The 21,958-nt window shown below is 62.4% G+C and carries 16 protein-coding genes; 10 read left to right on the top strand and 6 right to left on the bottom strand.

Features of this window, described 5'->3' with window-relative positions; genetic code table 11:
- Positions 1–276: alpha/beta fold hydrolase (locus HJ536_RS19870; protein ID WP_177159135.1), on the bottom strand; the 276-nt coding region annotated here is incomplete at its 3' end.
- Positions 277–569: 293 nt separating this feature from the next.
- On the opposite strand from HJ536_RS19870, the gene HJ536_RS19865 reads away from it, so the two are divergent.
- Positions 570–2,396: a TniQ family protein gene (locus HJ536_RS19865; RefSeq protein WP_177159134.1), complete on the top strand. Its 1,827-nt coding sequence runs from the start codon at positions 570–572 to the stop codon at positions 2,394–2,396.
- 150 nt (positions 2,397–2,546) lie between these two features.
- On the opposite strand, the gene HJ536_RS19860 is transcribed toward HJ536_RS19865, so the two are convergent.
- A complete protein-coding gene (locus HJ536_RS19860; RefSeq protein ID WP_176853094.1) occupies positions 2,547–4,808 on the bottom strand; it encodes an adenosylcobalamin-dependent ribonucleoside-diphosphate reductase in 2,262 nt (753 codons plus the stop codon).
- A gap of 384 nt (positions 4,809–5,192) precedes the next feature.
- Here HJ536_RS19860 and HJ536_RS19855 point away from each other — a divergent pair, with 384 nt between their 5' ends.
- Positions 5,193–5,624: a DUF1489 family protein gene (locus tag HJ536_RS19855; RefSeq protein WP_176853093.1), complete on the top strand. Its 432-nt coding sequence runs from the start codon at positions 5,193–5,195 to the stop codon at positions 5,622–5,624.
- 75 nt (positions 5,625–5,699) lie between these two features.
- A complete protein-coding gene (locus HJ536_RS19850; protein ID WP_177159133.1) occupies positions 5,700–6,347 on the top strand; it encodes a DsbA family oxidoreductase in 648 nt (215 codons plus the stop codon).
- On the opposite strand, the gene hisG is transcribed toward HJ536_RS19850, so the two are convergent.
- The 3 genes from hisG to hisS are packed head-to-tail and all read right to left on the bottom strand — an operon-like array spanning position 6,344 to position 9,617.
- Positions 6,344–7,042, bottom strand: a complete 699-nt coding sequence (gene hisG, locus HJ536_RS19845) for an ATP phosphoribosyltransferase (RefSeq protein WP_177159132.1) — start codon at positions 7,040–7,042, stop codon at positions 6,344–6,346. The two genes, HJ536_RS19850 and hisG, sit on opposite strands and share 4 nt — an antisense overlap.
- Positions 7,039–8,124, bottom strand: a complete 1,086-nt coding sequence (locus tag HJ536_RS19840; protein ID WP_177159131.1) for an ATP phosphoribosyltransferase regulatory subunit — start codon at positions 8,122–8,124, stop codon at positions 7,039–7,041. The genes hisG and HJ536_RS19840 overlap by 4 nt, the downstream gene beginning before the upstream one ends.
- Positions 8,121–9,617, bottom strand: a complete 1,497-nt coding sequence (gene hisS / locus HJ536_RS19835) for a histidine--tRNA ligase (protein WP_177159130.1) — start codon at positions 9,615–9,617, stop codon at positions 8,121–8,123. The genes HJ536_RS19840 and hisS overlap by 4 nt, the downstream gene beginning before the upstream one ends.
- Before the next feature lie 121 nt (positions 9,618–9,738).
- Between hisS and HJ536_RS19830 the strand changes: the two genes are divergently transcribed.
- Positions 9,739–9,933 carry a SlyX family protein gene (locus tag HJ536_RS19830; RefSeq protein WP_176853155.1) on the top strand — a complete coding sequence of 65 codons (195 nt, stop codon included), beginning with the start codon at positions 9,739–9,741 and terminating at the stop codon, positions 9,931–9,933.
- A 105-nt stretch (positions 9,934–10,038) separates the two neighbouring features.
- Here HJ536_RS19830 and dnaE read toward each other — a convergent pair whose 3' ends face one another.
- A complete protein-coding gene (gene dnaE, locus HJ536_RS19825; protein ID WP_177159129.1) occupies positions 10,039–13,554 on the bottom strand; it encodes a DNA polymerase III subunit alpha in 3,516 nt (1,171 codons plus the stop codon).
- Positions 13,555–13,836: 282 nt separating this feature from the next.
- On the opposite strand from dnaE, the gene xdhA reads away from it, so the two are divergent.
- Genes xdhA through HJ536_RS19795 form a run of 6 tightly spaced genes read left to right on the top strand, consistent with a single transcriptional unit; the run spans position 13,837 to position 21,956 of the window.
- Positions 13,837–15,201 carry a xanthine dehydrogenase small subunit gene (xdhA, locus tag HJ536_RS19820; RefSeq protein ID WP_177159128.1) on the top strand — a complete coding sequence of 455 codons (1,365 nt, stop codon included), beginning with the start codon at positions 13,837–13,839 and terminating at the stop codon, positions 15,199–15,201.
- Positions 15,198–17,552, top strand: coding sequence for a xanthine dehydrogenase molybdopterin binding subunit (gene xdhB, locus HJ536_RS19815; RefSeq protein ID WP_177159127.1), 2,355 nt, complete (start codon positions 15,198–15,200; stop codon positions 17,550–17,552). The genes xdhA and xdhB overlap by 4 nt, the downstream gene beginning before the upstream one ends.
- Complete coding sequence (gene xdhC / locus HJ536_RS19810) at positions 17,545–18,462, top strand: xanthine dehydrogenase accessory protein XdhC (RefSeq protein WP_177159126.1); 918 nt, start codon at positions 17,545–17,547, stop codon at positions 18,460–18,462. The genes xdhB and xdhC overlap by 8 nt, the downstream gene beginning before the upstream one ends.
- Positions 18,444–19,961 (top strand): ATP-binding cassette domain-containing protein, encoded by a 1,518-nt coding sequence (locus HJ536_RS19805; protein ID WP_176853084.1) that lies wholly within the window; start codon positions 18,444–18,446, stop codon positions 19,959–19,961. The genes xdhC and HJ536_RS19805 overlap by 19 nt, the downstream gene beginning before the upstream one ends.
- On the top strand, positions 19,954–21,036 hold the full coding sequence (locus tag HJ536_RS19800) for an ABC transporter permease (RefSeq protein WP_177159125.1): 1,083 nt from the start codon (positions 19,954–19,956) through the stop codon (positions 21,034–21,036). Before HJ536_RS19805 ends, HJ536_RS19800 begins: the two co-directional genes overlap by 8 nt.
- Complete coding sequence (locus HJ536_RS19795) at positions 21,036–21,956, top strand: ABC transporter permease (protein ID WP_177159124.1); 921 nt, start codon at positions 21,036–21,038, stop codon at positions 21,954–21,956. Before HJ536_RS19800 ends, HJ536_RS19795 begins: the two co-directional genes overlap by 1 nt.
- Positions 21,957–21,958 lie beyond the last annotated feature (2 nt).

Below are 21,958 nucleotides of genomic sequence, written 5' to 3'. Positions count from 1 at the left end.
AGAAATGAGAATGAGCCGCGAGACAATATCCGGACGTGTCGCTGCGATCTTGATCGCGGCCATTGCGCCGATCGAAAACCCGGCCAGAACTACCCCGCCCTTGTCCGCGCCAATCGCATTGGAATGCAACACGTTGGCAAACGCCACATCAACGTCATCTGGGGCGTTAGCCAAAAGGTCTACCGCGACGATATCAACGTCGGGGTTGGCCTTATGAAGCAAAGTGGCGTCGGCTTTGCTTCCGGGCATGCCATGGCAAAAGAATACTGCCTCCATCCGCGCGGAACCCACCTTTGTACGTTGAATTGCTTCAAATTCTTGCACCTCAAAGGTGCAGCTACAAGGCGAAACAAGCCATCCTATCAAACAATTGGCGCCTGATTTCTCCGCAATCCAGACCAAGAATACAGTTCAAATCGAGCACATGCTGCGAATGGCAACTCCTGTGAAGCTGCAGTGCGGCGTTTGATGCCGGGATAAAGGTCCGCAAAGGGCCGTCACTACAATTTCTTTTTTGACCTTGCATCCGATCACCCCGTGTTTACGAAGCCAGAGACTTCGGAGCGTTCATGGCCATACCCATTCACCATCGACGGCGTGAAACCGTCGCTTCTTTCGTCTCAAGGATGGCAGCTGCCTACCATGTGGATGCGGCCACCTTCTCGGCAGACAGAGAGTCATCGTTCCTCGCGGTAGTCTCGGGTACCTCGTCTGGGATCGAAGCCCTCGCAGCCTTCGGCTGCCCTATTCCTGAAGACGTCGTTGCATGGTCGCCCTCGAAAGAAGGTGTTGGCGGGACCATGCGCCTTTTCCGCGGTCACACCTTTCCGTCCAAGATATTGCAGCCTCCAAAGATGCGCGGTTGTCCAGAATGTCTTCGTCAGGATCTTGAGGGCCAGGGGACTGATCATGCGGCGATGGCTATGCGCGGGCATTGGTTGGTGCCACACGTGACACTCTGTCTGGAGCACAACACACCGTTGGTGACGCTATGGCGGGAAAGCAAACCAGTCCCACGGTTTGATTCAGCGCCGCATCTGGCCTCGCTGATCCCGGCCATCACTGCGGGAAACCTGACCCTCGAACCGCGAGCCCCAACCGGTTTCGATACCTGGCTGGATGCACGGCTGGAAGGTCACGGCGACGGCAATTGGCTGGAACAGCACCCGCTGCACGCGGCCTGTAACTATTGCCTGATGCTTGGAACGTCCCTCTTGCGTCACATCACGTCTGCCCCGTCTGCAGTGACCGATGAGGACAAATGGTTTGTGTATGATCTGGGATTTCGGGTCGCCCAGCAAGGCGAGGCAGCGATCAGGGATGCCTTACAGGGCCTGCAGAACCTCTCGGGTGGACCGCACGATGGCCCCAAGAAGATCTTCCCGAAGATGTATGACCGGCTGGCCTACGATACCATCGAAAACCCCGATTACGATGAATTCCGGAGGATTCTGCGGTCACACATGATGGAGACGTGGCCTCTCGGCATCGGGGATGAACTGCTCGGAGAGCCCATCGTCGAAAGGCGGCTTCATTCGGTGAGAAGCGCGGCCAAGGCCACCGGGATTGACCAGAGGCGTCTCCGAAAGATTCTCGCCGCCGAAGGCATCATTCCCGAAGAAGGTTTGCCGGACGCCTGGCAGGTCTTCGACGCGAAACTGGCCGACACGGTACTGAAAGCCGCGACAACCTTGATCACCGCGAAGGACTTCGCTGAGGGCATCAACGCCTCGCGGTCTCAGTTCAATCTGCTCGTAGCAGGTGGTGTACTTGAGCCGAGACTGCCATCCGTCGGGGACGCTGGGACCAAGGCCATCTGGGATCCAGCGGATGGCGTGCGCTTCCTCGACAGCGTCTTCGTCGGAGCCTCGCCGCTCCGCCAAGCACAGCATGGATGGGAGCACATCTCGAAGTCTGCCGCGCGATTGATGGTGGGCCCTGAAGTCATCATCAAAGCGATCCAGGACCGACGCATTGTCAGGATCGGGAACCACGCCGACTTCGACGGCTACGCGGCGCTGTACGTCTACCATGACGAGGTCTGCTCAGTCCTGTCGCCTGAGCCCTCGTCCAACCAGAGCATTGAGTTGTTCTCAAAAACCGTCGGCATCGGGCAACCCATCCGCATGAAGCGCCTTGTCATCAATGGCCACACGCCCGCGACTGAGCTCGTTCACCCCAAGTTGAAGACGAGACAGCTTTTCATCACCCGCAACGACGCGGACGCCTTCCACCAGCGCTTCTACACGCCGCGAACCATGGCGCAGGCCCACGGCAAGAGCTGGCAGTCCATGACGGCAACCTTACGAGCCGCTGGGGTCAAGGTCTTCTCGCCGGATGGCGAGGACTACGGCACGTTGTACCTGCGGGAAGATGTCGACCGGACACTTCTGTAACAATTTGAAAAAGCTTTAAAAAGCAAAAGGCCGCGCAGTTGCGCGGCCTCGTTATGCATTCATTCTGCGATCTTGGGGCTCCCGATCCGGAAACCAGATGTGGTGATTTCCGGAACTTGGATGAGGTGATTCACACAAGCCAGACCTAAATCAGCCGCACTTGCTATGGCCGCAGGACGAGCAGGTCATGCACCCTTCCACCATCATCATGGAGTACTGGCCGCAGCTCGGGCAGGCTTTGCCGCGGGGCTGGTCCAGATTGACGACCATGGCTTTGGGGTCGGACTTCAGGCCCATGCCTTCGCCTTCCATGAAGCCGATCGACACAAGGTGCTGCTCGATCACGCTGCCGATCGCCGCGAGGATCGAAGGGATGTATTTGCCCTGGATCCATGCGCCGCCACGGGGGTCGAACACGGCCTTCAGCTCTTCGGCGACAAAGGTGATATCGCCGCCACGGCGGAACACGGCCGAGATCATGCGGGTCAGCGCGACGGTCCAGGCAAAGTGCTCCATGTTCTTGGAGTTGATGAAGACCTCGAACGGACGGCGGCGGCCACCGACAACCACGTCGTTGATGGTCAGATAGATCGCGTGCTCGCTATCGGGCCACTTCAGCTTGTAGGTGTTGCCTTCCAGCGCCTGCGGACGGTCCAGAGGCTCGGACAGGTAGACAACGTCTGCGCCTGCATCGATCTCAGGGGCCTTCTCGGTTTCTTCGCTGACCGACAGGACCGAACCGGTCACGTCGTTCGGACGGTAGGTGGTACAGCCCTTACAGCCCTGATCCCATGCCGCCATGTAGACGTCTTTGAATTCGTCAAAGCTGATGTCTTCGGGGCAGTTGATGGTCTTGGAGATCGAGCTGTCGATCCACTTCTGCGCGGCAGCCTGCATTTTCACGTGGGCCGAAGGCTCCAGCGTTTGGGCGTTGACGAAGTAGTCGGGCAGCTCTGCGTCGCCCATCTTTTCGCGCCACATCTGAACGGCGTAATCGACCACTTCTTCTTCGGTGCGGCTGCCGTCTTTTTGCAGAACCTTGCGCTTGTAGGCGTAGGCGAAGACGGGCTCGATGCCCGAGCTGACGTTGCCTGCGTACAGCGAGATGGTGCCGGTGGGCGCGATCGAGGTCAGCAGCGCGTTGCGGATGCCGTGTTCGGCGATCTCGGCGCGGACATCGTCGTCCATCTGCTTCATGTTGCCCGAGGACAGGTAGCCTTCGGCATCAAACAGCGGGAAGGCACCCTTTTCTTTGGCCAGATCAACGGACGCCAAATAGGACGCGCGGGCGATCTGCTTCATCCAGGCTTCGGTCTGCGCGGCGGCCTCGTCGGTGCCGTATTTCAGGCCAACCATCAGCAGCGCGTCGGCCAGACCGGTGACACCCAGACCGATGCGGCGCTTCATCTGCGCTTCGCGGGCCTGCGCCTCGAGCGGGAAGCGGCTGGCGTCCACCACGTTGTCCATCATGCGCACGGCCAGAGCGACCAGTTCGGTCAGCTTGTCTTCGTTCAGGACGGCGCCGTCTTCGAAGGCGTTGTCCACCAGACGGGCCATGTTGATCGAGCCCAAGAGGCACGCGCCATAGGGCGGCAGGGGCTGCTCGCCGCAGGGGTTGGTGGCCGCGATGCTCTCGCAGTAGCCCAGGTTGTTCATCTGGTTGATGCGGTCGATAAAGATCACGCCCGGTTCGGCGTAGTCATAGGTCGACTTCATGATCTTGTTCCACAGATCACGGGCCTCGACGGTCTTGTAGATCTTGTCGCCGAACTTCAGCTCCCAGCTGCCGTCGTTTTTGACCGCTTCCATGAAGGCATCGGTAATCAGCACCGACACGTTGAACATGCGCAGGCGGGCCGCGTCGGATTTCGCGGTGATGAAGTCCTCGATATCGGGGTGGTCGCAGCGCATGGTCGCCATCATCGCGCCGCGACGCGAACCAGCGGACATGATGGTGCGGCACATCGCATCCCAAACATCCATGAAGGACAGCGGGCCGGACGCATCTGCGGCAACGCCCTTCACGTCCGCACCACGGGGACGGATGGTGCTGAAGTCATAGCCGATGCCGCCACCCTGCTGCATGGTCAGCGCGGCCTCTTTGAGCATGTCAAAGATGCCCGCCATGCTGTCCGGGATGGTGCCCATGACAAAGCAGTTAAACAGGGTCACGGTGCGGCCGGTGCCCGCGCCTGCGGTGATGCGGCCTGCGGGCAGGAATTTGAAGTCTTCCAGCGCGCTATAGAATTTCTTTTCCCAGACCTCGGGCTCTTTCTCGACCGAGGCAAGGCTGGTCGCGATTCGACGCCAGGTATCCTCGACAGTGCCATCCACCGGCGCGCCATCCGCCTTTTTCAGACGGTATTTCATATCCCAGATTTGTTCGGCGATGGGGGCAGCAAAGCGAGTCATTGTGTCCTCGGAATTATGGGTCAGGATGGACGGGCTAACTAGGGCACGGGTTAACTTTGGTCAACGTGAATATCGCCCAAAACAGCCTTTTTGTCACCACATATAGGATTTATATTTATCCACAGCCCTACATTTAGGGGATTGCGTTAACAGAGGCACTACGCCCCCTGCCCCTGTTTCTGCGTTGGAAACCGGGCCCCGTCCGGAAAAATCGCGCTATGGCTTTGACTTAGAAGAACGCGCCTGTCCCGTGCCGCAACTGCATCCCGCTGACCATCGGCGGGCGGTCCTATGGCACGTGCCCCGACGGCGATCACAATGGGGTCTGCCTGCCTTGTCCCCCCGCCGAAATCGGCTAGGTTGCGCCCCAATGGCGGAGTGGACATGGCCCAACACATCAATCTGGTAAAGCTCTGCGTGGGTGCAGAGAGCGTCGAAGACCTGCTGAACTGGCAGCAAACACCCCATGCCAAAGGGCCTGACGGGCGCATCTGGCACGTCACCCGCATGTGGCCCAAACGCGAGGCCGAACTGCTGGATGGCGGGTCCTTGTATTGGGTGTTCAAGGGCGTGATTCTGGCCCGTCAGCGCGTGATCGACCTGACCGAGGTGGACCTTGGCGACGGGGTGCGCCGCTGCGCCATCGTACTGGACCCCGAGGTGCAGCGCACCGAACCCGCGCCGCGCCGACCGTTCCAAGGCTGGCGGTATCTCAAGCCCGAGGACAGCCCCCGCGACCTGCGCAAGGGCCGCGAATCCGAAGACACCCTGCCCCCCGAGCTGTCCGCCGCCTTGGCAGATATCGGTGTGATTTAGCGCACAGGCGGGGCGATTGCATTCCCCTGCCCCGCCGCACAACTATGCCCAAACTGTAACAAAGGGTCCCGAGTGATGAACCAACCTTTGCGTATCGACATCGTGTCCGACGTGGTCTGCCCGTGGTGCGTGATCGGCTATAATCAGCTGCAAGCCGCGCTAGAGGCTACGGACACCGAGGCCGAAATCTATTGGCACCCGTTCGAGCTGAACCCCGACATGCCCGCCGAAGGCCAGAACCTGCGCGAGCATCTGATCGGCAAGTACCAGATCACCCCCGAGCAAAGCGCCGCCACCCGCGAGCACATCACCAAGACCGGTGCCGATGTTGGCTTTGACTTCAACTTCACTGACGACATGCGGATGGTGAACACCTTTGACGCGCACCGCCTGATCCACTGGGCCGGCACCTTCGACAAAGCGACCGAGATGAAAGAGGCCCTGTTCGCCGCCTATTTCACCGATGGCCGCGATGTCAGTGACCGTGGCACCCTAGGGGTGATCGTGATGGAACTGGGGCTGGACTGGGCCGAGGCCCGCAAAATCCTGCAGTCCGACCAATACGCCGAAGAGGTCCGCGACCACGAAGGGTACTGGACCTCTCAGGGCATCCGCAGCGTGCCCGCAATGATCTTTGACGAGAAGTATCTGGTGAACGGCGCGCAGGGGGTCGAGGCCTATGTGCAGTTCCTGACCGACCTGCGCGAGGGGAGCGTGGATTAATTCCACACTCCCAGCTTTTTCAGTAGCTCGGTGCGCTTGGCGCGGTCCTGATCGTTCAGGTTCAGACCGCGCGCCTTGAACAAAGTCGCCTGCGAGCGCAGCACCAGCGCGTCCGACAGGATCTTCAGGTGGTTGGCGCGCAGCGTCTCGCCCGAACTGGTGATGTCGGCCACGGCCTCGGCGTTCAGGTTCTTGATGGTGCCTTCGGTCGCGCCCTGGCTGTCTACCAGCTGGTAGTCTGCCACACCGTGCTCCTTCAGGTACTCGCGCACCAGACGGTGGTATTTGGTGGCAATGCGCAGACGGAAGCCATGCTCGGTGCGAAAGGCTGCCGCCGCCGCATCCAGATCTTCCAGCGTATCCACATCGACCCACGCCTGCGGCACTGCGATGATCAGGTCCGCCTGACCAAAGCCCAGTTCCGCCAGTTCCTCGACCCGCTGCTCCCACTGGGACAGCTTCTCGCGGATCAGGTCCTGACCGGTCACACCCAGATGGATGCGGCCTGCGGCCAGTTCACGGGGAATCTCGCCTGCGGACAGCAGAACCAGTTCCACGCCCTCGATCCCTTCGACCTTGCCCGCGTATTCACGCTCGGATCCGGCGCGCGACAGGGCCACGCCCCGCTCTGCGAACCAGTCAAAGGTTTTCTCCATAAGACGGCCCTTGGAGGGCACACCGATCTTGATCGTCATGACAGACCTCCGAGGTCCAGAACCAGTCCGGGGCGGATCACGCCGCCCACGGCCGGAATTTCACGGCCCTGCCCCAGTTTCGAGGTCAGCGCATCATAGCGCCCGCCCGATGCCACGGGGGGCAGATCGGGGCGATCCTCGGCGATAAGGCCAAAGACGAAGCCGTCGTAATATTCCATCGAGGTGCGGCCATAGGTGGCCTCGAACGACAGGGTCTCTAGGTCGATCCCCATATCGGCCAGCGCAGCGTTACGGGCGGCCATACGCTCCACAGCCTTGCTGATCGAGGGCATATCGACCGCCAGATCACGCAGCTGCTCCAGCGCATAGGGGGCGGTTTCGCGCACCTCCAGCAGGGCTTCGATCAGCTCCAGCTGGCCTTCGGAAATGGGCGCAGTGGCCGCGTCTTCGCGCAGGGCTGCGATCCGGGCCTCGATCTCGGTGGCAGAGCGCAGACCGATCATCGGACCGGCATTTGCCATCGGGTCAGCGGCGTTCAGCAGCGCCTCGCGGGCGGCAGGCACCGGCGCACGGCCCGCGAAACGGTCCAACAAGGCGCGGAACCGGCGGGGGTGCCAGATGTGGCGCAGCAGCGCGGACTTGCGGCGCTGGGTGGTGTCCAGCCCCTCGATCGCGGCACGCAGCAGACCGATGTCACCGATCACGGCCTTCAGCCCCATCGGGGCCAGCGCCTCGGCGATACGGGCAAACACTTCGGCCTCGGCCCCTACAGGATCGGCACGGTCAAAGACCTCGTAGCCCACCTGCAGGAATTCGATGGCGCGGTCGGGATGCTCTTCCTGACGGCGGAACACCTCGCCCGAGTAGGTATATCGCGCGGGCTCGGCGCCTTGGGCCATGTGCATCTGCACGACCGGCACGGTAAAGTCGGGACGCATGAACATCTCGCCCCGCGCGGGGTCCGAAGTCACATAGGCACGGCCGCGAATATCCTCGCCATAGAGGTCCAGCAGAGTGTCCGCAGACAGCAGGAACGGCGGCTCGACGGGCACGGCGCCCAAGGCCTCGAACCGCGCACGCAGGTCAGAGGCCAGTTTACGGGGAGCGCTACGGTCGATCATTTGTACAGATCCAGAATTTCGCGCACCTTGGCGACCAGATCGCCGCGTGCCACTTCGTACTGCGACGGACGGTCTTTCCATTCCTCCAAAGTCGCCTCTTCGGCGATCTTGGCGCCAAGGATCAGGTCCTTGATCTGGACCACACCGCGATCCGCCTCGTCCCCGCCTTCGATGACGGCCACGGGGCTGTTGCGCTTGTCCGCGTATTTCAGCTGGTTGCCAAAGTTCTTGGGGTTACCCAGATAGACCTCGGCGCGAATGCCAGCCTCGCGCAGTTCGCGCACCATCAACTGGTAGTCAGCCATACGGGCCTTATCCATCACCGTCACGACCACGGGGCCACGGGCGCCCTCTTGGCCGATGCGGCCCTTGGCACGCAGAGCGGCCAGCAGACGGTCCACACCGATCGACACGCCAGTCGCGGGCACGACCTGACCAGTGAACCGCTTGACCAGATCGTCATAACGGCCACCACCGGCCACCGAGCCGAACTGGCGCTTACGGCCCTTTTCATCGAAAATCTCGAAGGTCAGCTCGGCCTCATAGACGGGACCGGTGTAGTAGCCCAGACCCCGCACGACCGAGGGGTCGATGATGATGCGGTCAGGGCCATAACCTTGGGCATCCAGCAGGGTCGCGATCTCTTCCAGCTCGTCCACGCCTTCGGCACCGATGGCGCTGCCACCAACCAGTTCGCGCAGACGGGCCAAGGTTTCCGCACCAGTATCCCGACGCGCCGCCATGAAACCCATGACGACCTCGGCTTGCTCGGCCCCCAGACCAGCGCCTTTGGTAAAGTCGCCGCTCTCGTCCTTGCGGCCCTCACCCAACAGGGCACGCACACCGTCCTCGCCCAAGCGGTCCAGCTTGTCGATAGCGCGCAGAACGATGCCGCGCTCGGCCTCGAACTTGGTCTCATCGGACGGGTCCAGAACGCCTGCCACTTCCATGACGCCGTTCAGAACCTTGCGGTTGTTGATGCGCACAATGTAGTCGCCGCGGGGAATACCAACACGCTCCAGCGTATCCGACAGCATCGCGCAAATCTCGGCATCCGCCGCGACCGAAGGCGCCCCCACGGTATCCGCGTCGCACTGGTAGAACTGGCGGAAGCGGCCGGGGCCGGGCTTTTCGTTGCGCCAGACGGGGCCCATCGCATAGCGGCGATAGGGGGTCGGCAGATCGTTGCGGAACTGAGCATAAACGCGGGCCAAAGGCGCGGTCATGTCATAGCGCAGGGCCACCCAGCCGCTGTCTTCCTCTTCCCAGCCGAAAACGCCTTCGTTCGGGCGATCCACGTCGGGCAGGAATTTCCCAAGCGCCTCGACGGTTTCGACCGCGCTCGTTTCCAAGGCATCAAAGCCATAGTGGCTATAGACCTCTGCGATCTGGCGCAGCATTTCCTGACGCTCGGTGACTTCATGGCCGAAATAGTCACGAAAGCCTTTCGGGGTTTCGGCCTTGGGCCGGGGCTGCTTCTTGACTTTGGCCATGGGAACGCTCCTGATAAGGGGTCTTTTCGCGGCGCGGTGTAGCGTTTGAACGCCGCGGGGGCAAGCGGCGGGACGTGACAATCCCCAATCAAAACACTAGAGCGACCTTATGGAAAACCGCATCGACCTCATCGAAGAACGCCTTGCCCACCTCTTGAAGTCCGTCGACGACCTGTCGGACGTTGTCGCGCGGCAGGAAAAGGAAATCTCGGTCCTGACCCGCCGGGTCCAAATGCTGATGGAACGCGAAGCCGCCCGCGAGGCCTCTGCCGGTGTGGCCGAGATCGTCGGCGACGAACGTCCGCCACACTACTGACCCTGCCGTTCCAACATTTTGAGTATTTGGACAAAGCAGAAAGCAGGCTTCTTTTTTGCTATAAATACTCATGTCGGGGCCGCCGCCACAGGCCGCCCGCCCCGATCAGATGTCCTCGACCTGCAAGATGCCATTCATGCTTTTGAGTGCGCCCTTGATCTGGGGGCTGACAGGAAACTGCGCGCCCAAGTCGATCTCGACCTCGCCGGGCAGTTCCTCGGACAGCAGGCAGCAGTAGATCGGCCCCTTCGAAGAGCGCGGCGCGGATTTCGCGGCGTCCTCTAGCAGGGCGGCCATCATGGGCAGCACCTCGGCCGTATCCACATAAATCCGCAGCCCGTTCGATCCGGCGTCCGCGACCATCGCATCCAGTGGCGCGACCCCTCGGCCCAGCAGTTTGACTTGCTCTGATTCGTAGGTCGCCTCGACCGTCACCACGACGTTAGATCCGCTGTCCAGGAATTCACGGGATTTCTCCAAAGCCTCGGAAAAAAGCGTGACTTCGAACTGGCCCGTGGGGTCGCTCAACTGGACAAAGGCGAACCGGTTCCCCTTCGCCGATTTCCGTTCCTGCCGCGAGGCGACAACGCCCGCCAGTTTGGCCAGCTGCGGGCCCTCTTGGACTTTGCGGGACAGCTCGTCAAAGGTCATGACCTTCTTGCGTTTCAGCACCGCGCGGTAGTCGTCCAGCGGGTGGCCTGACAGGTAGAACCCGATGGCGCGGAATTCTTCGGCCAGACGTTCGGCGGGCAGCCAGTCGTTGCGTTTGGACAGGCGCGGTTCGGGCAGGTCATCGCCCGCATCGCCGAACAGAGACACCTGATTGGACGCTCGCTGTTCGTGGATCGCGGCCGAATACTGCACCAGCGCATCAAGGCTATCGAACACCCGCGCACGGCTGCTATCCAAGAGATCAAAGGCCCCTGCCCGCGCCAACATTTCCAGCGGGCGCTTGCCCACACGCTTCAGGTCCACACGGCGGGCGAAATCGAACAGCGTCTTGAACGGCTGCCCATCCCGCGCGTTCTCGATCAGGCGCATAGCGTCTTGGCCAACGTTTTTCAGCGCGCCCAGCGCATAGACCAGCTTGCCATCGGCCACATCGAACGTCGCGAGCGATCGGTTCACACAAGGCGGCACGATCTCGATCCCCAGACCGCCCTTGTCCTTGGCCTTGCGGACTTCGTCGGCATAGACGGCCAGCTTTTCGGTCAGGTGGGAATCGCAGTTCATGACGCCCGCCATAAACTCGACCGGATGGTTCGCCTTGAGCCACGCGGTCTGGTAGGACACCACCGCATAGGCCGCCGCGTGGGATTTGTTGAAGCCGTAGTTTGCGAACTTCTCCAGCAGGTCGAACACTTCGCCTGCTTTCTTGTCGTCTACGCCGTTCTTCTTGGCCCCTTCGGTGAATTTGGGGCGTTCGGCGTCCATCGCCTCTTTGATCTTTTTACCCATCGCACGGCGGAGCAAGTCCGCGCCGCCAAGGCTGTAGCCCGCCATGACCTGAGCGATCTGCATCACCTGTTCCTGATAAACGATGATGCCCTGCGTTTCGGCCAGAATGTGGTCAATCGTCGGGTGGATCGATTCCAGCGGCCGCAGCCCGTGCTTCACCTCACAGTAGACAGGGATGTTCTCCATCGGGCCGGGGCGATACAGGGCCACCAGCGCAACGATGTCTTCGATACAGGTGGGCTTCATGCGCTTGAGCGCATCCATCATGCCCGAACTTTCCACCTGGAACACAGCGACCGTCTTCGCATCGGCATAGAGCCTGTAGGTCCGCTCGTCGTCCAGGGGGATCGCGTTGATCTGGTTCTCGGCCCCTTCGGCAGGGACATAGAGCTGAGTGCCATCCGGCCCCACATGCAGATCGCGCCCGCCTTTGTGGATCAGGTTGATGGCGTTCTGGATCACGGTCAGGGTCTTCAGACCCAAGAAGTCGAACTTCACCAGACCCGCCTGCTCCACCCACTTCATGTTGAACTGGGTCGCGGGCATGTCAGACCGCGGATCCTGATAGAGCGGCACCAATTCGTCCAGCGGACGGTCGCCAATCACCACACCCGCCGCGTGGGTCGAGGCGTTCCTGAGCAGGCCCTCGATCTGCTGGCCATAGGTCAGCAGGCGATCCACCACAGGCTCGCTCCGCGCCTCTTCGCGCAGGCGGGGTTCGTCCATCAGGGCCTGCTTGATCGACACAGGCTTGACCCCTTCGACAGGGATCATCTTGGACAGGCGATCCACCTGACCATAGGGCATCTGCAGCACACGGCCCACGTCGCGGACCGCAGCCTTGGACAGCAGCGCACCAAAGGTGATGATCTGCGCAACCTTGTCCCGCCCGTATTTCTGCTGAACGTACTGGATCACCTCTTCGCGGCGATCCATGCAGAAGTCGATGTCGAAGTCAGGCATCGACACACGTTCCGGGTTGAGGAAGCGTTCGAACAGCAGGCTATAGCGCAGGGGATCAAGGTCGGTGATCGTCAGAACATAAGCGACCAGCGAACCCGCCCCCGAACCACGGCCCGGACCAACGGGAATGTCATGCTCCTTGGCCCATTTGATAAAGTCCGCAACGATCAGGAAGTAGCCGGGGAAGCCCATCCCCTCGATGATATCCAGCTCGAACTTCAGCCGTTCCTCATAGACCTTGCGGTCATCGACGGCCTCGATCACAGCCAGACGCTTGTCCAAACCTTCCCACGCCTGACGGCGCAGTTCCTCGACCTCGTCATCAGCGAACTTGGGCAGAATGGGCGCGCGCTTCTCGGCCTTGTAGGCACAGCGATTGGCGATCTCGACCGTGTTCTCCAGCGCCTCGGGCAGATCAGCAAACAGGGTCGCCATTTCCTGCGGCGACTTGAAATAGTGCTCGCGCGTCAACCGCCGCCGCGCCTCGGCCTGGTCCACATAGGACCCCTCGGCGATACAGATCAGCGCGTCGTGGGCCTCGTAAATCTCGGGCTTGGGGAAATAGACATCGTTGGTCGCCACCAAGGGCAGATCCATCGCATAGGCCATCTCGACCAATCCGCGCTCACTCAGCCGCTCGTTCTGGGGCAAGCCATCCTCGCCCGGATGGCGCTGCAACTCCACATACAGCCGATCCCCGTACATGCCCGACAGCTGCTTCATCAACGCCTCAGCCGCAGGCCGCTGCCCCTGCTGCAACAGCATCCCCACGGGCCCATCCGGCCCGCCGGTCAAACAAATCAGATCGCCCGAATACCGCTCCAGCTCCTCCAACGTGACCTGAGGCGGCTCCCCGTCGCGCTTGAAATACAGCGCCGAGTTCAGCTTCATCAGGTTCATGTAACCGCCCTCGTTCTGGGCCAACAGAACCACCGGCGCAGGCATCCGCGGACGCTCACCCACCGCAGGCTCCACATAGCGCACAGACACCTGACAGCCCAAAATCGGCTGGATTCCCGCCCCCTTGGCGTATTCGGAAAACTCCAACGCGCAGAAGTTGTTATTGGTGTCCGTCACCGCCACAGCGGGCATCCCCGCATCGGTACAAAGGCCGCTCAGCTTCTTGACCGTCACCGCCCCTTCCAGAAGCGAATATTCGGTGTGGACGCGCAGGTGAATGAATCGGGGATCAGTGCTCATGAGGCCGACACTACCCCCGCCCCCGCACCGCGAAAACCCCTCTTCATCTTGGCACCAAATACCCCGGGGGAGGCCGCCATAGGCGGACGGGGGCAGCGCCCCCTCTGCCCCAGCCTGCCCAATCCGCAGGCAAATGCAGGAAAATCACGCATCCGTGCACAGACAGTCTTGTCAAACCGCCCGCCTTTACGCTTTCCTGAACCAAAGCCCGCACGTCTTCTACGCCGCATCGAAGACGCGCCACCACGGCAAGCCACGGTAAAGCGGCCCTAAGAACCCATGATGAAAACCACGTTTCTTCTGAACGGAGAGACCGTGACCGCAGAGACCCCGCCCACCGCGACTCTGCTCGACTGGCTGCGACTGAACCAACATCTGACTGGCACCAAAGAAGGCTGCAACGAAGGCGACTGTGGCGCGTGCACCGTGATGGTGCAGGACGAAAACGGTCCCCGCGCCCTGAACGCTTGTATCCTGTTCATGCCCCAGATCGCGGGCAAAGCCATCCGCACCGTCGAAGGCATCCGCGCCAATGATGGCGCCCTGCATCCCGTGCAGCAGGCGATGGTCGATCACCACGGCAGCCAATGCGGGTTCTGCACACCGGGGTTCATCGCCTCGATGGCGACGGCCCATGCGACCGGCGCTACAGATTTTGACGACCGTCTGGCGGGGAACCTCTGTCGCTGCACCGGCTATGCCCCGATCATCCGTGCGGCCGAGGCTGCGGTGGATGCGCCTGAGCCCGATTGGGTGGGTGCGGACCGCGCGGCCTTGGCGGCTCTGCCTGCCGATCCTGAACTGCCCCGCAGCAGCGATGAACTGGCCGCGATCCTGATCGCCAATCCGGACACCCGCATCATCGCAGGCGGCACCGATGTGGGCCTGTGGGTCACCAAACAGATGCGCGATCTGGGGCCTGTAGTCTTTCTGCACGCATGCAAGGACCTGCAACAGATCACCGTGACCGACACCGAAATGAATGTCGGCGCTGGCGTCACCGTCGAAACCCTGCGAGAAGCCATCGCCCCCCACTACCCTTCTTTTGCCGAGATGCTGCGCCGCTATGGCTCGACCCAAGTACGGTCGGCCGCGACCATCGGCGGGAATATCGCGAACGGCTCGCCCATCGGTGACAGTCCGCCCGCGCTGATCGCCCTCGGCACCAAGCTGCACATGCGCCAAGGCGACACCCGCCGCACCATCGCGCTAGAGGATTTCTTTATCGACTACGGAAAACAGGATCGCCACCCCGGTGAGTTCGTCGAAGGGATCACCCTTCCCCTCGGTGCGCCTGACCTGAAGGTCTACAAGATTTCGAAACGCTTCGATCAGGATATCTCGGCCCTGTGCGGCGCATTCAACATCACCGTTCAGGGGGGCGTCATTGCCAGTGCCCGCATCGCCTTTGGCGGCATGGCGGGCATCCCGAAACGCGCCAGCACAGTCGAAAAGGCGCTGATCGGCCAGCCTTGGACCATAGGCACCATTCACGCAGCGCGGGACGCTTGGGCACAGGACTTCACCCCCCTGTCGGACATGCGCGCCAGTGCGGATTACCGGCTCGAGGTCGCCCGCAACCTGCTGACCCGCTATTTCACCGAGACCCAAGGCATCCCCACCAGCGTGCTGGAGGTCGAGCTATGAGCGTCCACCGCCCCACCCCGCACGACAGCGCCCGCCTGCATGTGACCGGCGCGGCCCGCTATGTGGATGACATTCCGACGCCCGCCGGCTGCCTACATCTGGCCTTCGGGCAGTCCACTATTGCCCACGGCACCATCACCGCGATGGACCTGACCGCCGTTCGTGCCAGCGAAGGTGTGATCGCCGTGCTGACCGCCAATGACCTGCCCCACGCCAACGATGTGTCTCCGTCGATCCATGACGAACCATTGCTGGCCACGGGCACCGTCCATTACGTGGGCCAGCCCCTGTTCGCGGTGGTCGCCACCAGCCACACCGCAGCGCGCAAAGCCGCCCGCTTGGCCGAAGTGACCTATGACACCAAGCCCGCGATCCTCACCATCGAAGAGGCGATGGCCGCCAACAGCCGCTTCGAAGAAGGCCCGCGTGTTTACACCCGCGGCGATGCCTCGGGCGCGATTGACGCCAGTGCCCATGTGATCGACGGAGTGATCGACATGGGCGGGCAAGAGCATTTCTACCTGGAAGGTCAGGCCGCACTGGCCTTGCCGCAGGATGACGGGGATATGGTTGTGCATTCCTCGACCCAGCACCCCAGCGAAATCCAGCACAAGGTGGCCGACGCGCTTGGCCTGCCGATGCACGGGGTCAAGGTCGAGGTGCGCCGGATGGGCGGCGGCTTTGGCGGTAAAGAAAGCCAAGGGAACGCCTTGGCCGTAGCCTGCGCTGTGGCCGCCAGCCTGACCGGCAAGCCCTGCAAGATGCGCTATGACCGCGACGACGACATGGTGATCACCGGCAAGCGGCACGATTTCCGCATCAGCTATCGCGCGGGGTTCGACCATGCGGGCCGTGTGCAGGGGATCGAGTTTGTGCACTACACCCGCTGCGGTTGGGCGCAGGACCTGAGTTTGCCCGTGGCGGATCGGGCGATGCTGCATGCAGACAACGCCTATTTCTTCGAGAACATCCGGATCGAGAGCCACCGTCTGCGGACCAACACCCAGAGCGCGACCGCGTTTCGGGGCTTTGGCGGGCCGCAGGGGATTGTCGGGGTCGAGCGGGTGATGGACCAGATTGCGCACCATTTGGGCTTGGACCCGCTGGAGGTGCGCAAGGTCAACTATTACGCCGAGATGGAGAGCGCAGACGGGGGGCTGTCTGCCCCCCGCGCGGCTGCGCCGCTGCCCCCCGAGAGTATTTTGACCAAGAAGAAGCAGGTGACCCCCTATGGGCAGGAGGTCACGGACTTTGTTCTGCACGGGCTGACCGCTGATCTGGCAGCGCGTTGTGACTATGAGGCGCGGCGCGTGGCTGTGGCCGAATGGAACGCGGGGAGCCCTGTGTTGAAGCGGGGGATGGCGATCACGCCGGTGAAGTTCGGGATTTCCTTTACCCTCAGCCATCTTAATCAGGCGGGGGCTTTGGTGCATGTGTATCAGGACGGGTCCGTTGCCTTGAACCATGGCGGGACCGAGATGGGTCAGGGCCTGTATCAGAAGGTGGCTCAGGTTGCCTCGGGCGTGTTCGGGATCGGGCTGGAGCAGGTTCGGTTAACCGCGACTGATACGTCGAAGGTTCCCAATACCTCGGCTACGGCGGCCTCTTCGGGGTCGGACCTGAACGGGATGGCTGTGTTGGCGGCGTGCGAGGCGTTGCGGGCGCGGATGGCGGATCATCTGGCGGCAGTTCGGCAGGGTGAGCCGGCGGATGTGGTGTTCGAGGGTGGTTTGGTGCGGGTCGGCGCGGACGAGATGACGTTCTGCGCGGCGGCAAAGGAATGCTATGAGGGGCGCGTCAGTCTGTCGGCCACCGGGTTCTACAAGACCCCCGACATCAGTTGGGACCGGATCAAGGGCAACGGGCGGCCGTTCTATTACTTTGCCTATGGGGCGGCATGTTCCGAAGTGGTGATTGATACGCTGACCGGCGAGTATAAGGTTCTGCGGACGGATATCCTGCATGACGCGGGGCGCAGTCTGAACCCTGCACTGGACATCGGGCAGATCGAAGGCGGCTTTGTGCAGGGCGCGGGCTGGCTGACCACCGAGGAACTGGTGTGGGACGACAAGGGGCGGCTGCGCACCCATGCGCCCTCGACCTATAAAATTCCGGCGGCATCGGATCGGCCCAAGGTATTTAACGTGGCTCTGTTCGAGGGCGACAACCCCGAGGCCACCATTCACCGCTCCAAAGCGGTGGGTGAGCCGCCGTTCTGCTTGGGGATTTCGGTGCTGATGGCCCTGTCCGATGCGGTTGCGGCCTGCGGCGCGGCTTATCCGGCGTTGGATGCCCCTGCGACGCCCGAGCGGGTGCTGAAAGCCGTGATGCGGGTGCGCGGCGATGCTTGACCGAGAGGCCTTGGACCGCGCGATCGCCGAACACGGGCGGGTGGCGCGGGTTGTGATCCTCGAGGTGCGGGGATCGGTGCCGCGCGGCGCGGGGACCGAAATGCTGGTCTGGAACGGCGGGCAAAGCGGCACCATCGGCGGCGGACGGCTGGAGTTTGATGCGGCAGAGGCGGCGCGTCAGGCCTTGGACGGTGGCGGCGATCTGGCGCGGGTGTACCCCTTGGGGCCGGCGCTGGGGCAATGCTGCGGTGGGTCCGTGCGTGTTCTGACCGAGGTGTTCGATGCGGCGCGGGCGGATGCCCTGCCTCAAACGGGTCTGTGGGCGCGGCCCCTGCCCGGTGTGACGGGCGGCCATGCCCCCGCGACCGAGGGCCTGTCCCAAGGCTGGTTCGCCGAATATATCGCGCCCGCCCAAAGGCCCCTGTGGGTCTGGGGCGCGGGGCATGTGGGGCGCGCGGTGGTGCACACCATGGTCCCCCTACCCGACTTTGCCATCACGTGGGTCGACACGGCGGCAAGCCGCTTTCCTGATGCGATCCCCGAGGGCGTGGACCAACTGATCGCGGCAGAGCCCGAGCGGCTGGCCCCTCATGCCCCGGAAAACGCCATGCACCTGATCCTGACCTACAGTCACGATCTGGATCTGGCCCTGTGCCACGGGCTGCTGACGCGGGGCTTCGGCTTTTGCGGGCTGATCGGATCGGGCACCAAATGGGCCCGTTTCCAGAAGCGGCTGCTGACCTTGGGGCACGCACAGGACCAGATTTCGCGCATTACCTGCCCGATCGGTAATCCGGCCTTGGGGAAACACCCGCAAGCCATTGCCGTTGGGGTCGCTGCTGCGCTACTGATTTCACCAAATGATCAAATAACAATCGGGGACGGGACGCAGTGGGCACGCCACTCTTAACTCTCTCTGGGCTGACCAAGGCCTATCCGGGCGTCGTCGCCAATGACGACGTAAGCTTTGACATCCAGCCGGGCGAAGTCCACGCCCTGCTTGGCGAAAACGGCGCGGGCAAGTCCACTCTGGTCAAGATGATTTACGGGTTGGTTAGCCCCGACAGCGGCCGGATGGCGCTGAACGGCGCGCCCTATACCCCTGCCAGCCCCAATGCGGCGCGGGCGGCGGGTGTGGCGATGGTGTTCCAGCATTTTTCGCTGTTCGATGCGCTGACGGTGGCTGAAAACGTGGCGCTGGGGATGGACAACCCGCCCTCTACGGGCGAGCTGGCCTCGAAAATCCGGTCGGTGTCGGATGCCTATGGCCTGCCCTTGGACCCGCACCGGACGGTGGGCGATCTGTCAGCGGGCGAACGCCAGCGGGTCGAGATTATTCGCTGTCTGCTTCAGGACCCCAAGCTACTCATCATGGACGAGCCGACCAGCGTTCTAACCCCCCAAGAGGTCGAGATCCTGTTCCGCACCCTGCGCAAACTGTCCGCCGAAGGGACGGCGATCCTGTATATCTCGCACAAGCTCGAGGAAATTCGCGCCCTATGTGACAACGCCACGATCCTGCGGCTGGGGAAAAAGGTGGCCACCTGCATCCCTGCCCAGAAAACCGCCGCAGAGCTGGCCGAGATGATGGTGGGCAGCAGCCTGACCCCGCCCAAGCGCGTCTCGCAAGTGTCCGAAGAGGTTGCCCTGCATGTCAGCGGTCTGAATCTGGCCCCTGCTCAGGCGTTCGGGACCAGCCTGCGCGACATCACCCTGACCCTGCACAAAGGCGAGGTTCTGGGGATCGGCGGCGTGGCTGGTAACGGGCAGGACGAACTCTTGGCCGCCCTGTCGGGCGAGCGTCTGTGCGCCCCCAGCCAGATCATGCTGGACGGTCGTCCGGTGGGCAATCTAGGTCCGGCGCAGCGGCGCAAGATGGGCCTTCTGGCCGCGCCCGAGGAACGCTTGGGCCATGCCGCCGTGCCGGACATGAGCCTGACCGAAAACGCTCTGATGACCGGTGTGACCCGTCAGGGGCTGGCCAAAGGCGGCTGGATCAACTGGGCCGCCACCAAGGGCTTTGCCGAGCGTGTTATTCACCAGTTCGACGTGCGCACCCCCGGCCCCCATGTGGCGGCTCGGGCCTTGTCGGGCGGGAACCTGCAGAAATTTGTCATCGGCCGAGAGGTCCTGCAAGCCCCCCATGTGCTGGTCGTGAACCAGCCCACTTGGGGCGTTGATGCCAGTGCGGCGGCAGCGATCCGTCAGGCCCTGCTGGACTTGGCCGCCAAAGGGGCTGCGATCATTTGCATCAGCCAAGACCTTGACGAACTTATGGAAATCAGCGACCGCTTCGCCGCTCTGAACGAAGGGCGCCTGACCCATGCCCGCCCTGCTGCGGGCCTGACGATCGAGGAAATCGGTCTGATGATGGGCGGCGCACATGGCATGGAGGCCGCCCATGTTTAAGATCGAAAAACGCCCGACCCCTTCGGCCAAATGGAACTGGGGCGCACCCATTGTGGCGGTCGTGTTGACCATGATTTTCGGCGGCGCGCTGTTCGCGGTCCTGAATGTGAACCCGTTTCTGGCGATCGAGAAAATCTTCTATGAGCCGCTGTTCGGGGAATATTCGTTCTACTACCGCCCGCAATTGCTGGTCAAAGCAGGCCCGCTGATCCTGATCGCGATCGGCCTTAGCCTAGGGTTCCGCGCGGGCATCTGGAACATCGGCGCCGAAGGCCAGTACATCATCGGCGCCCTGTGTGCGGCCGGTCTGGCGCTGGCGGTCTACCCGATGGAATTGCCAATCCTGTTCCCGCTGATGGTTATCGCGGGGGCGATTGGCGGTGCACTCTGGGGGCTGATCCCTGCGTTCCTAAAGACGCGGTTTGGCACCAACGAAATCCTTGTGTCGCTGATGCTGGTCTATGTGGCCGAGCAACTGTTGGCCTCGATGGCGCTGGGGCTGATGAAGAACCCCGAGGGCATGGGCTTTCCGGGCTCGCGCAACTTGCAGCAATACCCCAGCGCCAATAACGCCGAGCTGATTGCCGGAACGGGCATGCATTGGGGCGTTGTGGCGGCGCTGATCTCGGTCATTTTCGCCTATGTGGTCCTGAGCCGCCACATGTTCGGCTTTCACCTGCGGATGTCGGGTCTGGCCCCTCGCGCGGCCAAGTTCGCGGGCGTGAACCCCACCCGCATGGTCCTGATCTGCATGGGCATTTCGGGGGCGCTGGCCGGCATGGCGGGGATGTTCGAAATCTCTGGCCCTGCGGGTCAGGTCAGCATCGACTTCAACGTGGGCTACGGCTTTACCGCGATCATCGTGGCCTTCTTGGGCCGTCTGAACCCTGTCGGCATTCTGTTGGCCGGTCTCTTGATGGCGCTGACCTATATCGGCGGGGAAATCACCCAGAGCCAGATGGGCCTGCCCCTAGCCGCGATCCAAGTCTTCCAAGGGATGCTACTGTTCTTCCTGCTGGCCATGGACCTGTTAACCAACTACCGCATTCGCCCCGCAGCCAAGGAGGCCGTGTGATGGACCTGTCCTCGATCAACCCGATCCTGCTGCTGGCCAGCCTGATGGTCGCCGCGACGCCGGTTCTGTTCGCCGCCCTTGGCGAGCTGATTGTCGAGCGCGCGGGCGTTCTGAACCTTGGCGTCGAGGGGATGATGATCACCGGCGCGGTGGCGGGATTTATCGTGGCCGTCGAAACCGGATCGCCCACCATGGGCTTTATCGGGGCCGCCGTTGCGGGGGCGCTGCTGTCGATGCTGTTTGCCCTGCTGACGCAGGTTTTTCTGGCGAACCAAGTGGCCTCCGGTCTGGCGCTGACGCTGTTCGGTCTGGGCCTGTCGGCGCTGCTGGGTCAGGGCTATGTGGGCGTCAAGCCACCCTCGACCCCCAAGCTGGATCTGGGGATGCTGACGGATCTGCCCGTGATCGGCCGCATCCTGTTTGTGCATGACGCGATGGTCTATGTGGGCCTGCTGCTGGCCGTGGCGATCTGGTTTTTTCTGGCGCGCACCCGCGCAGGCCTGATCCTGCGCGCGGTCGGGGAAAACCACGATGCGGCCCACGCTCTGGGCTACAAGGTCGTCCGCATCCGCTTTGCCGCGATTGCCTTTGGCGGGGCCTGCGCGGGCCTTGGCGGCGCATACCTGAGCCTTGTCCGCGTCCCCCAGTGGACCGAAGGCATGACCGCTGGCATCGGCTGGATCTCCCTTGCGCTGGTGGTGTTCGCCAGCTGGAAACCGGGCCGCGTCGTCATGGGGGCCTACCTCTTTGGGGGCGTCAACGTGCTGCAGCTGAACCTGCAAGCCGCAGGGGCCGCCATCCCTGTAGAGTATTTGGCAATGTCACCTTATCTGATAACCATCATCGTGTTGGTTATCATGTCCGCGGATCGTTCCCGCGCTCCGGCCTCTTTGGGCCGACCGTTCCACGCCTCTCACTAGGG

Source organism: Donghicola mangrovi, assembly GCF_013377535.1.
Lineage (GTDB): Bacteria > Pseudomonadota > Alphaproteobacteria > Rhodobacterales > Rhodobacteraceae > Donghicola > Donghicola mangrovi.
Note: the sequence above shows the minus strand (reverse complement) of the source record. Positions and strands in the feature narration are given on the sequence as shown.

Coding starts and splice junctions, on each gene's coding strand:
- HJ536_RS19865 (WP_177159134.1), top strand. CDS start 570: ATGGCCATACCCATTCACCATCGACGGCGTGAAACCGTCGCTTCTTTC.
- HJ536_RS19860 (WP_176853094.1), bottom strand. CDS start 4,808: ATGACTCGCTTTGCTGCCCCCATCGCCGAACAAATCTGGGATATGAAA.
- HJ536_RS19855 (WP_176853093.1), top strand. CDS start 5,193: ATGGCCCAACACATCAATCTGGTAAAGCTCTGCGTGGGTGCAGAGAGC.
- HJ536_RS19850 (WP_177159133.1), top strand. CDS start 5,700: ATGAACCAACCTTTGCGTATCGACATCGTGTCCGACGTGGTCTGCCCG.
- hisG (WP_177159132.1), bottom strand. CDS start 7,042: ATGACGATCAAGATCGGTGTGCCCTCCAAGGGCCGTCTTATGGAGAAA.
- HJ536_RS19840 (WP_177159131.1), bottom strand. CDS start 8,124: ATGATCGACCGTAGCGCTCCCCGTAAACTGGCCTCTGACCTGCGTGCG.
- hisS (WP_177159130.1), bottom strand. CDS start 9,617: ATGGCCAAAGTCAAGAAGCAGCCCCGGCCCAAGGCCGAAACCCCGAAA.
- dnaE (WP_177159129.1), bottom strand. CDS start 13,554: ATGAGCACTGATCCCCGATTCATTCACCTGCGCGTCCACACCGAATAT.
- xdhA (WP_177159128.1), top strand. CDS start 13,837: ATGAAAACCACGTTTCTTCTGAACGGAGAGACCGTGACCGCAGAGACC.
- xdhB (WP_177159127.1), top strand. CDS start 15,198: ATGAGCGTCCACCGCCCCACCCCGCACGACAGCGCCCGCCTGCATGTG.
- xdhC (WP_177159126.1), top strand. CDS start 17,545: ATGCTTGACCGAGAGGCCTTGGACCGCGCGATCGCCGAACACGGGCGG.
- HJ536_RS19800 (WP_177159125.1), top strand. CDS start 19,954: ATGTTTAAGATCGAAAAACGCCCGACCCCTTCGGCCAAATGGAACTGG.
- HJ536_RS19795 (WP_177159124.1), top strand. CDS start 21,036: ATGGACCTGTCCTCGATCAACCCGATCCTGCTGCTGGCCAGCCTGATG.